The organism is Rhizobium sp. 05N430 (assembly GCF_056396985.1).
This window is the reverse complement of record NZ_JBFTMO010000008.1, coordinates 1-12,371: the sequence shown is the minus strand read 5'-3', so window position 1 is coordinate 12,371 and position 12,371 is coordinate 1. Positions and strand designations below refer to the sequence as shown.

General features: G+C 59.4%; 12 protein-coding genes and 1 tRNA gene. 8 read left to right on the top strand and 5 right to left on the bottom strand.

The annotated features are described in order from the left end of the window. Nucleotides 1-6: 6 nt before the first annotated feature. The gene (ilvA, locus tag AC1DJO_RS17420; protein WP_477972047.1) at nt 7-1,263 is read right to left on the bottom strand and encodes a threonine ammonia-lyase; all 1,257 of its coding nucleotides are present in this window, start codon (nt 1,261-1,263) and stop codon (nt 7-9) included. A gap of 195 nt (nt 1,264-1,458) precedes the next feature. Here ilvA and AC1DJO_RS17415 point away from each other — a divergent pair, with 195 nt between their 5' ends. Then, nucleotides 1,459-1,836: a VanZ family protein gene (locus tag AC1DJO_RS17415; protein WP_477972045.1), complete on the top strand. Its 378-nt coding sequence runs from the start codon at nt 1,459-1,461 to the stop codon at nt 1,834-1,836. 33 nt (nt 1,837-1,869) lie between these two features. After that, nucleotides 1,870-1,955, top strand: a tRNA-Leu gene (locus AC1DJO_RS17410). A 5-nt stretch (nt 1,956-1,960) separates the two neighbouring features. Here the strand turns inward: AC1DJO_RS17410 and AC1DJO_RS17405 are convergent. From AC1DJO_RS17405 to wrbA, 3 genes are all read right to left on the bottom strand, one after another. Then, nucleotides 1,961-2,368, bottom strand: coding sequence for a GFA family protein (locus AC1DJO_RS17405; protein ID WP_477972043.1), 408 nt, complete (start codon nt 2,366-2,368; stop codon nt 1,961-1,963). Nucleotides 2,369-2,442: 74 nt separating this feature from the next. Beyond that, nucleotides 2,443-2,706, bottom strand: coding sequence for a hypothetical protein (locus tag AC1DJO_RS17400; protein ID WP_477972041.1), 264 nt, complete (start codon nt 2,704-2,706; stop codon nt 2,443-2,445). 422 nt (nt 2,707-3,128) lie between these two features. After that, nucleotides 3,129-3,725, bottom strand: a complete 597-nt coding sequence (gene wrbA, locus AC1DJO_RS17395) for an NAD(P)H:quinone oxidoreductase type IV (protein ID WP_477972039.1) — start codon at nt 3,723-3,725, stop codon at nt 3,129-3,131. 223 nt (nt 3,726-3,948) lie between these two features. Between wrbA and AC1DJO_RS17390 the strand changes: the two genes are divergently transcribed. The 6 genes from AC1DJO_RS17390 to AC1DJO_RS17365 all read left to right on the top strand — a co-directional run bounded on the left by AC1DJO_RS17390 (nt 3,949) and on the right by AC1DJO_RS17365 (nt 12,311). Continuing rightward, nucleotides 3,949-4,725 (top strand): competence/damage-inducible protein A, encoded by a 777-nt coding sequence (locus AC1DJO_RS17390; protein WP_477972037.1) that lies wholly within the window; start codon nt 3,949-3,951, stop codon nt 4,723-4,725. Between the two features lie 111 nt (nt 4,726-4,836). Then, nucleotides 4,837-5,679, top strand: coding sequence for a universal stress protein (locus AC1DJO_RS17385; protein ID WP_112387923.1), 843 nt, complete (start codon nt 4,837-4,839; stop codon nt 5,677-5,679). 159 nt (nt 5,680-5,838) lie between these two features. Next, the gene (gene gpt / locus AC1DJO_RS17380; RefSeq protein ID WP_112387922.1) at nt 5,839-6,333 is read left to right on the top strand and encodes a xanthine phosphoribosyltransferase; all 495 of its coding nucleotides are present in this window, start codon (nt 5,839-5,841) and stop codon (nt 6,331-6,333) included. Nucleotides 6,334-6,528: 195 nt separating this feature from the next. Then, nucleotides 6,529-7,122 (top strand): PDC sensor domain-containing protein, encoded by a 594-nt coding sequence (locus AC1DJO_RS17375; protein ID WP_112387921.1) that lies wholly within the window; start codon nt 6,529-6,531, stop codon nt 7,120-7,122. Between the two features lie 590 nt (nt 7,123-7,712). Then, on the top strand, nt 7,713-11,534 hold the full coding sequence (locus tag AC1DJO_RS17370) for a vitamin B12-dependent ribonucleotide reductase (protein WP_477972035.1): 3,822 nt from the start codon (nt 7,713-7,715) through the stop codon (nt 11,532-11,534). Between the two features lie 129 nt (nt 11,535-11,663). After that, nucleotides 11,664-12,311, top strand: a complete 648-nt coding sequence (locus AC1DJO_RS17365) for a hypothetical protein (protein ID WP_477972349.1) — start codon at nt 11,664-11,666, stop codon at nt 12,309-12,311. Here the strand turns inward: AC1DJO_RS17365 and AC1DJO_RS17360 are convergent. Then, nucleotides 12,258-12,371, bottom strand: a 114-nt coding sequence (locus AC1DJO_RS17360) for an integrase core domain-containing protein (RefSeq protein WP_477831473.1), incomplete at its 5' end; no start/stop codon positions are given. The two genes, AC1DJO_RS17365 and AC1DJO_RS17360, sit on opposite strands and share 54 nt — an antisense overlap.

The window sequence follows — 12,371 nt, the reverse complement described above, 5'->3', positions numbered from 1 at the left end:
GCAAAGTCAAATGATCAGGTTTGCCAGGATCTCGTTTTCGGTAATGTCCTCGAAGCCCATGCCCGATTTGTCGAAGTTCTCGATCAGTGTCGCGAAATTCTCAGGCGCCTTGGTTTCGATGCCGATCAGGATCGAGCCGAAATTGCGGGCCGTCTTCTTCAGATATTCGAAGCGGGCGATATCGTCATCCGGGCCAAGCATATTGAGGAAGTCGCGAAGCGCCCCGGGGCGCTGCGCCAGCCGCAGGATGTAGTATTTCTTGAGGCCCGCGTAGCGCATGGCGCGCTCCTTGACATCGGGCAGGCGCTCGAAGTCGAAATTGCCGCCGGAGACGACGGCAACGATGGTCTTGCCGCGGATATCTTCCGGATCCATCGCCGCAATCGCCGTCAGCGACAGCGCGCCCGCAGGCTCGAGCACCACGCCTTCGACATTCAGCATTTCCGAGATCGTCACGCAGATCGCGTTCTCGGGCATCAGCATCACCTGATCGGCCGGAAAATCCTTCAACGCTGCGAAATTGAGATCGCCGATGCGGGCCACGGCAGCACCGTCGACGAAGTTGTCGACCTTGGCGAGCGTCACCGCCTCACCCGCCTCGATGCTGCGCTTGAGGCTCGCAGCGCCCGCAGGCTCGGTGAAGACGAAGCCGGATTTCGGCACCACGCCATCTAGATATCCGGTGATCCCGGCTGCCAGACCGCCGCCGCCGACCGGCATGACGATCATGTCGGGGACCTTGCCATCCGGCAGCTGCTGCGTGATTTCGGCGGCCACCGTCGCCTGCCCCTCGATGATGTCCTCATGATCGAAAGGCGGCACCATGACGCCGCCGATGGCTTCCACGTGATCGCGGGCTGCCTTGTAGCACTGGTCGAAGAAGTCGCCATAGAGCTTGATGGTGATGAACTCGGCACCGAACATGCGGGTCTTGTCGATCTTCTGCTGCGGCGTCGTCACCGGCATGAAGACGACGCCCGGCACGCCGAAATGGCGGCAGACGAAGGCAAAGCCCTGCGCGTGATTGCCGGCCGAAGCGCAAACGAAGGTGCGTCCTTCGCCGCCTTCGGCAATCGCCTTGCGGAAGAAGTTGAACGCACCGCGGATCTTGTAGGAGCGAACCGGCGAGAGATCTTCGCGCTTCAGCCAGATCTCCGCGCCATAGCGCGCCGAAAGATGATCATTGAGCTGCAGCGGCGTCGCCGGAAACAGGCTGCGCAGCGCCTCCCCCGCATTTTCAACATCCTGACGATTGACGGTCATCGGTCCATTCCTCATTTCGAGGGTCCGCTATGACATAGAGCGCGGGCCGAAAGAAAGCCTGAAAGCGGCCGCGGCGGTTCGGTTGCGGCAAGCATTTCTTAAGCCCGCTTTCCACAACATTGCACGGACACGGTTTTTTGCAGTGCACCCATGAGGCCGCGCTGCTAATGTGACGGAATGATAACACCGAAAATCATGAGACCGCTGGCCTGGCTGGTGCTGGCCGCGATCGTCTTCGTCACGATATCGCCGATCAGCCTGCGCCCGCACACGATGACCACGGTCGATTTCGACCGCGCGCTCGCCTACGCCGTTACCGGCTTCATCTTCGTGCTCGGCTATCCCAAGCAATGGAAGCTGATCGTCCTGCTGCTCGCCTTCGGCGCCGTCGCCATCGAGGCGCTGCAATATTTCTCGCCCAGCCGCCACGCTCGCCTGCACGACGGCATCATCAAGGGTATCGGTGCCGCGATAGGCGCCATGGCCGCCCACGGCCTTCTGAAAATTCGTACCCGCAAGTCGGCTCCCAAAGAGCCAGCGGACCCCGCTCCCTCCAGCGCCGCACTTGACTGAATCGCGCCAGTCGTTGATTGAGAAGCGCGCGCTGCGGGCGTGGCGAAACTGGTAGACGCAAGGGACTTAAAATCCCTCGGCCTTAGGCTATGCGGGTTCGATCCCCGCCGCCCGCACCAAGCCTCTACTCCGGGTCCTTTTCATAGACGGTGATGCCTTCGGGCAGCTTTACCCAGCGGTGCCTGCGGCAGTCGTAGACCGAATCCTGTGGCGGCGGGAAATCCGGATCGGCGAAGGCGCCGACGGCGACCGCCACCGAGCGATGCTCCTCGCCGTCCTCCGTGTGATAGAGATTGCTGCCGCAGACCGGGCAGAAGCGGAAGCGAAATCTGGCGCCTTGGTCGCCGGTGCGAATGTAGTCGGTGGCCCGGCCGGTCACCTTATAATCGGGACCGAAGGCTGCGAGCGCGGCGAAGACGCTGCCGGTCCGGCTCTGGCAGGCGAAGCAGTGGCAGACACCGACGCCGAGCGGTTCGCCTTCGACCGCGATCTGCAGCTGGCCGCAGGTGCATTTGGCAATTCTCGTCGCCATGCGCGAAACTCCCGGTAACAGGCTCAGCGCGAAAAGATGGCGCGGATCAAGGCGAAGTCAAACGGCGGCGATGCTCAGCGATGGATCTTCCAATAGTCGGAACCGGTCCGACGCGAGATCAATTTCAGTGTGCCGTCGGGCTGCACCACATATTTCTCGAAGACGCGATAGCCGAACTTGTCGGGGAATTCGTGATCGACCACGTGGCCGGGCGCTGCTTCATAATAGACCACCCTGTTGCCATAGGTCAGGCTGCCGCGCATTGGCTCGGGCGGCGGCATCGTGGTGTTGCAGGCCGCCAGCGGCAGCAGAAGCATCAGAAAAACAGCGGCGCGCATCGGCGAATCTCCTTTGAAATCCGTCATATAGGACGTCATGACAGGGCGTCATCGGCGATTGCACCATTTTTGCGCAGTCCGCCAGAATGCCGAAGGCTTTATCATCGCGTTCGAATGTGCTTGTATATTGTGCAGAACGGGGCGCTGGCGATTGATCGGCCGGCGCAAGATGCAAGAATGACGATGCGGCGTATGTGTAGAGATTGTCTTGTGGGAGTAAGACGGTGGTATACGATTGGGATGGCGTCAGAACGAAGCGTCTGAGATTCTACAAAGCGACTGCGGCCTGTATTTTCGCAACGGCGATCGCGGCAGTGTCTTTTCTTGCCCTGACTTCACAGCTTCATAATCTGGGTTGATACGCCCAGCAAAAACGGCGCAGCCGAGGCCGCACCGTTCTCATTGATCAGCGTCAATAGGTGTTAGGCGAGCTTGGCTGCAAGCTTTGCAACGTGAGCGCCCTGGAAGCGTGCACCTTCGAGTTCGATCTCGGAAGGCTGGCGCGAGCCGTCGCCGTTGGTGATCGTCGAAGCGCCGTAGGGCGAGCCGCCCTTGACTTCCTCAGTGCCCATCTGGCCCTGGAAGGCATAGGGAAGACCGACATAGGCCATGCCGTGGTGCAGGAAGGTCGGGATGAAGCCAAGGATCGTCGATTCCTGGCCGCCGTGCTGGGTCGCCGAGGAGGTGAACATCGAGCCGACCTTGCCGACGAGCTTGCCGCCGAACCACAGACCGCCGGTCTGGTCCCAGAAATTACGCATCTGCGAGGCAACGGTGCCGAAGCGGGTGCCGGCGCCGACGATGATCGCGTCATATTCGACGAGTTCGTCAACGGTTGCGATCTCGGCCTTCTGGTCGAGCTTGTAATAGGAAGCCTTGGCGACTTCTTCGGACACCAGTTCCGGCACGCGCTTGACGGTGACGTCGGCGCCAGCCGACTTCGCACCTTCAGCTACGGCATAGGCCATAGTTTCGATGTGGCCGTAAGCCGAGTAGTAGAGAACGAGGACTTTTGCCATTTCAAGCTCCGTCTGGGTTGATTGGGTTTGTAACCGGTGCCGGTTCTATCAGCCGCGCGTCCATGGCACAGCCCGCCTAAACAGAACTCAGTGTTCACTGTATGAAGACGCAAAAGTGCTTGCTGTCTTATTTTTGTGATTTTCGAACAGTTTTTCCGCCGCATTTGCAAGCGGCGCAATCGGCGCTACCTATAGCGGACGATTTTCATTCCGGACTGTTTCCATGACCAATCAGACCATCGTGACTGCCGCCATGCTCGCCATCGGCGACGAACTGCTTTCGGGCCGTACCAAGGACAAGAATATCGGCTATCTCGCCGATCTCCTGACGCTATCGGGCATCGATCTCAAGGAGGTCCGCATCGTCGCCGACGAGGAGGACGCGATCGTCGAGGCGCTGAATGCGCTGCGCGGCCGCTACGACTATGTCTTCACCTCCGGCGGTATCGGCCCGACCCACGACGACATCACCGCGGATGCGATTTCCAAAGCGTTCGGCGTGCCCTGCGAACACGACGCAAAGGCAATGTCACTGCTCGCAGACATGTACAAACGCCGCGAGATGGAGTTCACCGAAGCCCGCCAGCGGATGGCGCGGATGCCGCGGGGTGCTGCCCATATCGACAATCCGGTCTCGACAGCACCGGGTTTCATCATCGGCAATGTCCATGTGATGGCCGGCGTGCCGCAGGTGTTCCAGGCGATGATCGGCAATGTGCTGCCGACGCTGAAGACTGGCACCAAGGTGTTATCGCTGGCGATCGCCTGCCCCTATGGCGAGGGTGATATCGGCACGCCGCTGGCGGCGATCCAGAAGGCGCATCCGGAGACCAGCATCGGTTCCTATCCGCGCTATGTCGGCCAGAAATTCTCGACCGAGATCGTCGTGCGCGGTCGCTCGCAGGACGTCATCGACGCCGCCGGCAAGGAGGTGGAAGCGATGATCGAGGATATCCGCAAGGCCAAGGCGATTGGCGAGAACCAGTCCGCCGAAGCTTGAGACACGCGGCCTTTTGCCGCCAAGCCTTTGATCTCAGTCAAGGAACCGGAGCACCATCGAAAGCATTCTTTAGACGCGGAAGTTCATTTCAGCCGCCCAAGGAGAATTGATATGTCCTACAAAACCATACTGGCCATTCTCGATACTGCCGATAACAGCGCAACCGTGGCAGATTTCGCGTTTTCGATTGCAGCGGCAAACAATGCCCATGTGATCGGGCTGCACGCCGAGACGCTGTCTGCGGTTCCGCTGGTTGCGCCGATGGAGATCCCGGATCCGGTTGCCGTTCAAGCGCTGCAGGACATGGCGCATTCCGAAACGCTCGAGGTCGAGCGCATCTTCCGGCAGAAGGCGGAGGCGAGCGGCGTGCCCTTCGAATGGCGAAGCTTTGCAACCGCGACCGGCTACGGCTCGGCGCCGCTGATCGAAACCGCCCGCAGCGCCGACCTGCTGATTGCCTCGCAGGCCGACCCCGCCAAGCCTTCCGACAGTCATGTCGATGTTGACAGCTTCCTGTTCGAGAGCGGGCGTCCGGTGCTGATGATCCCCTATATCCTGCGCACGCCGAAGCCGATCAAGCGGGTGCTGGTTGCCTGGAACGGCTCTAAGGAAGCGGCGCGTGCCACGCTGGATGCCCTGCCGATCCTCAAAGCCGCAGACGAAGTCGAGGTTTTCTCGGTCGATCCGGTCGATACGGCGACGCAGAGTGCCGGTATGGCAGGAGCCGACATTGCCGCAAATCTGGCCCGCCATGGCGTCAAGGTCAGCCTCGCCACCGCCGAGAGCGCCAACAAGAGCGCATCCTCGGTCATCGAGAACCGGCTTTCCGACAACAGCGTCGATCTGCTGGTCATGGGCGCCTATACCCATTCGCGGCTGTGGCAGCTGATTTTCGGCGGCACCACCAAGTCGCTGCTGCAGTCGATGACGGCGCTGACGCTGCTCTCCCGTTGATGACATCAGGGCGGGACTTGCGTTTTGACCGCAAATCCCGCTATTTCAGGCGACCGGTGACGGGTTCCGGCACTTTTCGCGCAGCCCCGGCTGCGCGATTTGCGTTTGTGTCAGCCCCAGGTCGCCGGCGGTCTTTCTTTCATGCCGTGGAGCAGCCCCATGTCCCTTCCCGATAAAGCCTTTCCCGTTTCCTGGGATCAGTTCCACCGCGACGCCCGTGCTCTGGCCTGGCGCATCGCCGGGCTGAAGAAGGAATTCACCGGCATCGTCTGCATCACCCGCGGCGGGCTGGTTCCGGCAGCGATCATCTGCCGCGAACTGAACATCCGGCTGATCGAAACGGTCTGCGTCGCCTCCTACCACGATTACGTCAACCAGGGCGAAATGGTCGTACTGAAGGGGATCGCACCGGAACTGCAGCAGAATGGCGGCGAAGGCATTCTTGTCGTCGACGATCTGACCGACACCGGCAAGACCGCCGCCCAGGTGCGCCGCATGCTGCCGAAGGCGCATTTTGCTTGCGTCTACGCCAAGCCGCAGGGCGTGCCGACGATCGATACGTTCGTCACCGAGGTCAGCCAGGATACGTGGATCTATTTCCCGTGGGATATGGGCTTCACCTATCAGGAACCGATTGCAAAAGGCCCTAAATAAACCTAAAGATGATATTTCCGACCGGCGCAGCTGGTGCGGGTATTGATTGTTATCTTAGTAATATTGCGAACGTATAGTGGGTGCTCGGCAAGGGCATCCACAGATTACCGGCACAAGGGCGCGCCGGCAAATCTGCCCCTGCCACAGATATATACCGGCAACGGCGTGCCTCTGGGCGCGCAGCAAGGAAGGGTAATGCGGTACCGGGGTTGGGTTATTGCGGTCGTGGCTTCAGGGCTTTCGATCCTGCCAACTGCTGTCTTTTCCCCTGCCCTTGCAGAACCTGCCTATATCTCGGTGGTCCGGGAATATGTCGATAAGGTCGTGCGGCCGATGGTCAAGGATCCTGTTGTCATGAAGGCGATCAAGGATCAGAACATCAAATTCGGCGATGTCAGCAAAACCGACATCCAGGTGCTCGACTCCACGTACCGTGCCGAGATCGAGACTGGTCAGTACCAGATGCTGACCAATCTCTCGGCGAAACCGGTCTCGCGATATCTCAAGGCCGAACAGGACAATTCGCAGGGCATCATCATTGAATTCTTTGTGACCGATAAAAACGGACTGAATGTCGGCGAGAGCCGTCCGACCGTGGATTACTGGCAGGGCGACGAAAATAAATATCTGAGAACCTTCGCCAGCGATTCGGATGAGATCTTCATCGACCGCGCCGAACGCGACGATGTCACGCAAATCCTTGAAACACAGGCAAGTTTCACGATCCGCGACGAGAATGGTGCCGCGATCGGCATCGCCACCGTAACGATCGCGCTGGACGCGATCTGAGCGTTCTTCGCATTCCGAATCGCAATGCCGATTTGGGGCGCAATAGCCATCGCAAGATTTGGAAATTCGTGTTTTTTTGATGACACCGGTATCATTGGCGGCTCAAGCCGCTGCAAGCCCTTGAAAAACAAGGCCTCCGGGCTTTTCCCCACTGTCCACAGCCCCATCCACAATATCTTGTGGTGAACGCTTCGTTAAAAACCACCCCTTGACGGAATCGCCTGTTTCAAACTTAATAGGCTTCGATGTTGCGGCGGCAGCTGGACCGGAAGTAACGAGGCCGGTTCTCTTCAAAAAACGAGCGTAGAATCAGGGTGTTGTATCCATCGCGGGTGTGCACCTCGACGGCTTTTGCGCGCGATTTTTTGGCTCCAAAAAACAACATCCGGGGCTGGCGAAAATAAGCTGTTAATACTATATTTAGTGCTAGCAGCCATCATCACCACAAGATACAGGAAAGACATCTCCGGATGACACCCCTGTCACGATACGGATACGAGAACTGGCTGCGCTCTTTACGGCGCTGCCGGATGAGGAAACTTGCGCCTTGGTCATCGGGGACGGGGCGCGCAATCTAGAGGTTAGGCAACATGCGCATCGAACGGCGTTTTACGAAGGCAGATCAGGGCGCCTATACGGAGATCGAATTCCGCAAGGCGACCAGCGAGATCAAGAACCCTGACGGTTCGATCGTCTTCCGCCTCGAGAACATCGATGTTCCCGCGCAGTTTTCACAGGTTGCCGCCGACATTCTGGCGCAGAAGTATTTTCGCAAGGCCGGCGTACCCGCCAAGCTGAAGAAGGTCGAGGAAAACGACGTTCCTTCCTTCCTGTGGCGCTCGGTTGCCGATGAAGCGGCGCTGAAGGATCTGCCGAAGGATCAGCAATACGGCTCCGAGACCGACGCCCGTCAGGTCTTCGACCGCCTCGCCGGCACCTGGACCTACTGGGGCTGGAAAGGCGGCTATTTCTCGTCCGAGGAAGATGCCTCTGCTTTCCGCGACGAACTTGCCTACATGCTTGCCACACAGCGCGTTGCCCCGAACTCGCCGCAGTGGTTCAACACCGGCATGCATTGGGCCTATGGCATCGATGGCCCCGGCCAGGGCCACTATTATGTCGATCCGTTCACCGGCAAGCTGACCAAGTCCAAGTCCGCCTACGAACATCCGCAGCCGCATGCCTGCTTCATCCAGTCGGTTGAAGACGATCTCGTCAACGAAGGCGGCATCATGGACCTCTGGGTCCGCGAAGCCCGTCTTTTCAAGTACGGTTCCGGCACCGGCTCCAACTTCTCCTACCTGCGCGGCGAAGGCGAACGCCTTTCCGGCGGCGGCCGCTCCTCCGGCCTGATGAGCTTCCTGAAGATCGGCGACCGCGCTGCCGGCGCCATCAAGTCCGGTGGCACGACCCGCCGTGCGGCCAAGATGGTGGTCGTCGACATCGATCATCCGGATATCGAGGAATACATCAACTGGAAGGTCAAGGAAGAGCAGAAAGTTGCTGCCCTCGTTACCGGTTCCAAGGTCGTCGCCAAGCATCTGAAGGCGATCATGAAGGCCTGCGTCAATTGCGACGGCGGCGATGACGGCGATTGCTTCGACGCCAACAAGAACCCCGCCCTGAAGCGCGAAATCCGCGCTGCCAAGAAGGATCAGGTTCCGGAAAACTATATTGGCCGCGTCATCCAGTTCGCCCGCCAGGGCTACAAGGACCTTGAGTTCAAGACCTATGATACCGACTGGGATTCGGAAGCCTATCTGACGGTTTCGGGCCAGAACTCCAACAACTCGGTCTCGATCAAGGACGACTTCCTGCGCGCTGTCGAGAACGACGGTGACTGGAACCTGACCGCCCGCAAGGACGGCAAGGTCATGAAGACGCTGAAGGCCCGCGACCTCTGGGAGTCGATCTCCTACGCCGCTTGGGCATCGGCCGATCCGGGCCTGCATTTCAACACGACGATGAACGACTGGCACACCAGCCCGGCGGCCGGCCCGATCCGTGCTTCCAACCCGTGCTCGGAATACATGTTCCTCGATGACACGGCCTGCAACCTTGCTTCGCTCAACCTGCTGCAGTTCAAGGACGCGGCGACCAAGCGCATCGATATTGCCGATTACGAGCATGCCGTCCGCCTTTGGACCGTCGTTCTCGAAGTCTCGGTGATGATGGCGCAGTTCCCGTCGAAGCAGATTGCCGAGCGCTCCTACGAATACCGCACGATCGGCCTCGGCTACGCCAATATCGGCGGCCTGCTGATGTCGTCGGGCATTCCCTACGACTCCGACGAAGCCCGCGCCATCGCTGGCTCGCTGACGGCGATCATGACCGGCATTTCCTATGCCACGTCGGCCGAAATCTCTGCTGAACTCGGTCCGTTCCCGATGTTCAAGCCGAACCGCGAAGCCATGCTGCGCGTCATCCGCAACCATCGCCGCGCCGCCCATGGCGAGACGTCTGGCTACGAGGGCCTGTCGATCAACCCGGTCGCCCTGATCCACTCCGAAAACCCGGATCAGGATCTGGCCGCACACGCCAGGAGCGCCTGGGACAAGGCACTCGAGCTCGGCGAAAAGCATGGCTACCGCAACGCTCAGGCAACCGTTATCGCGCCGACAGGCACGATCGGTCTCGTCATGGATTGCGACACGACCGGTATCGAGCCTGATTTCGCACTTGTGAAGTTCAAGAAGCTCGCCGGCGGCGGCTACTTCAAGATCATCAACCGCACCGTTCCGGAAGCGCTGCGCACGCTCGGCTATTCCGAGAGCCAGATCGCCGAGATCGAAGCTTACGCAGTCGGCCACGGCAACCTGAACCAGGCACCGGCCATCAACCCCGGCTCGCTGAAGGCCAAGGGCTTCACCGACGAGAAGATCGAAGCAGTCAACGGCGCGCTCAAGCAGGCTTTCGACATCAAGTTCGTCTTCAATCAGTGGACGCTCGGCACCGATTTCCTCAAGGGCACGCTGAAGGTTTCCGACGAGCAGCTCGGCGACATGAGCTTCAACCTGCTCGACCACCTCGGCTTCTCGCGCAAGGACATCGAGGCGGCAAACGTTCACGTCTGCGGTGCGATGACGCTTGAGGGCGCACCGTTCCTGAAGAACGAGCACCTCGCCGTCTTCGATTGCGCCAACCCATGCGGCAAGATCGGCAAGCGTTACCTCTCGGTCGATAGCCATATCCGCATGATGGCGGCTGCCCAGCCGTTCATCTCCGGCGCGATCTCAAAGACGATCAACATGCCGAACGATGCAACGGTCGACGATTGCAAGAGCGCCTACATGCTCTCCTGGAAGCTCGGCCTCAAGGCGAACGCCCTCTACCGCGACGGCTCCAAGCTGTCGCAGCCGCTGAACGCCTCGCTGATCGAGGACGAAACCGACGAGGCGCTCGAGGATCTGCTGCAGCAGCCGGTCGCGGCCCAGGCCGTAACGATCACCGAGAAGATCATCGAGCGTGTGGTCGAACGCGTCACCCGCGAACGCGAAAAGCTGCCGAACCGCCGCCAGGGCTACACCCAGAAGGCTGCCGTCGGCGGACACAAGGTCTATCTCCGCACCGGCGAATTCGGCGACGGCCGCATCGGCGAAATCTTCATCGACATGCACAAGGAAGGCGCCGCCTTCCGTGCGATGATGAACAACTTCGCCATCGCCATCTCGCTGGGTCTCCAGTATGGCGTGCCGCTCGAAGAATATGTGGAGGCCTTCACCTTCACCAAGTTCGAACCGGCCGGCATGGTCATCGGCAACGATGCGATCAAGAACGCCACGTCCATCCTCGACTACGTGTTCCGCGAACTGGCTGTCTCCTATCTCGGCCGTCATGACCTCGCGCATGTCGATACGTCCGACTTCTCGAACACGGCTCTCGGCAAGGGTATCCAGGAAGGCAAGACGAACCTCGTCTCGACCGGCTGGACCCGCGGCTACAAGCCGACGCTGGTTTCGAACGGCGAACGCCAGGCTGCCGGCGAACCGAAGGGGTCGGCGACCGCCGCTCCTGCCCGCGCCTCCTCGACCGCGACCGTCACCTCGTTTGCCGGCGCTGCCGCCCGCAAGCTGGAACCAACGGTTGCCATCTCCACCTCCGAAATCGTCGCCTTCAAGCGCGATTACGAGGAGCGCGCCAAGGAACTGGCCGAAGAGATCGCCGAGGAAGTGATCGAGGAGATCGCCACCGAAAGCCAGCAGCAGGCAACCGCCCTCTTCTCCGACAAGGCCGCCGCCGACGCTGCGACCGCCAAGACGGAAGCCAAGAAGGTCGAAGCCGAACGCCGCGCCCGCTCCATCATGCAGGGCTACACGGGCAACATGTGCTCCGAGTGCCAGAACTTCACGATGGTACGGAATGGGACGTGCGAGAAATGCGACACCTGCGGCGCGACGAGCGGCTGCAGCTGATTAAGTGTTGCGACAGTGTTTTGACTATCAGCCCGGAAGTCATTTCCGGGCTGATAGTCCATCTGGAACAAATAGTGAATCACGTTTTGCGTGGGTGGAAAGGTAAAAACAACCGTCGAGGAGAGTCCTGTGGATTTGCACAGCTTCTTACACAGCGAACGCTTATTCTTAGAAAGCCCCTATGAGCAAGATGGCTTGCTTGCCAAAGAGAGGGTCGTCACGGGTGATAGCCAAGTCGTCTTTGACAACTTTTACCGCTCAAAGAGCGAGAAGATTTACTGCCATATCTGTGGCGGGCACCGCCATCACAAAGGCATTACCGGATTATTCGCAAACGGTGATAGGATACTTTTCGGTAGTGCTTGCGCGAGAGATTTCTTTGGCGTCGATGTTTTTAAGCACTGCACGGCCGACCTGCGTCGGCGAACAAGATCGGCGCATGATCGATTTCTGATCTTGGAAATAAGCAATTCCGTCGAGGATGTGGAATTGTGGATGAAAAGCTATCGGCAGCTTATTCAGCATGTTGAGCGTGCTTGGATCGATATGCACGTCAACCACGAAACAGTAGTCCTCAACATTCTAAACACTATCCAGAGAAATGCCGGGCGCCTTGTAGAGGTATCAGATATAAGCTTGGGAGGTAGGGCTACAAAATCCACGACCACGCAGGATCATAGAATTCTGTTGTTGGAGTGCCCCCCATTTCGCCGGACAGCTCAGCTATTGAGACAATGCTTTGATGAACTCCCTTGGGGAGGCCATTTTGAGCGCTGAGTGTGGATGGATTTCATTATAGTCTTCAATCCATCCGTCGATCTTCCGGAGAGCTGTGTC

Coding starts and splice junctions, on each gene's coding strand:
- ilvA (WP_477972047.1), bottom strand. CDS start 1,263: ATGACCGTCAATCGTCAGGATGTTGAAAATGCGGGGGAGGCGCTGCGC.
- AC1DJO_RS17375 (WP_112387921.1), top strand. CDS start 6,529: ATGCGGTACCGGGGTTGGGTTATTGCGGTCGTGGCTTCAGGGCTTTCG.
- AC1DJO_RS17415 (WP_477972045.1), top strand. CDS start 1,459: ATGAGACCGCTGGCCTGGCTGGTGCTGGCCGCGATCGTCTTCGTCACG.
- AC1DJO_RS17390 (WP_477972037.1), top strand. CDS start 3,949: ATGACCAATCAGACCATCGTGACTGCCGCCATGCTCGCCATCGGCGAC.
- gpt (WP_112387922.1), top strand. CDS start 5,839: ATGTCCCTTCCCGATAAAGCCTTTCCCGTTTCCTGGGATCAGTTCCAC.
- AC1DJO_RS17405 (WP_477972043.1), bottom strand. CDS start 2,368: ATGGCGACGAGAATTGCCAAATGCACCTGCGGCCAGCTGCAGATCGCG.
- AC1DJO_RS17370 (WP_477972035.1), top strand. CDS start 7,713: ATGCGCATCGAACGGCGTTTTACGAAGGCAGATCAGGGCGCCTATACG.
- wrbA (WP_477972039.1), bottom strand. CDS start 3,725: ATGGCAAAAGTCCTCGTTCTCTACTACTCGGCTTACGGCCACATCGAA.
- AC1DJO_RS17385 (WP_112387923.1), top strand. CDS start 4,837: ATGTCCTACAAAACCATACTGGCCATTCTCGATACTGCCGATAACAGC.
- AC1DJO_RS17400 (WP_477972041.1), bottom strand. CDS start 2,706: ATGCGCGCCGCTGTTTTTCTGATGCTTCTGCTGCCGCTGGCGGCCTGC.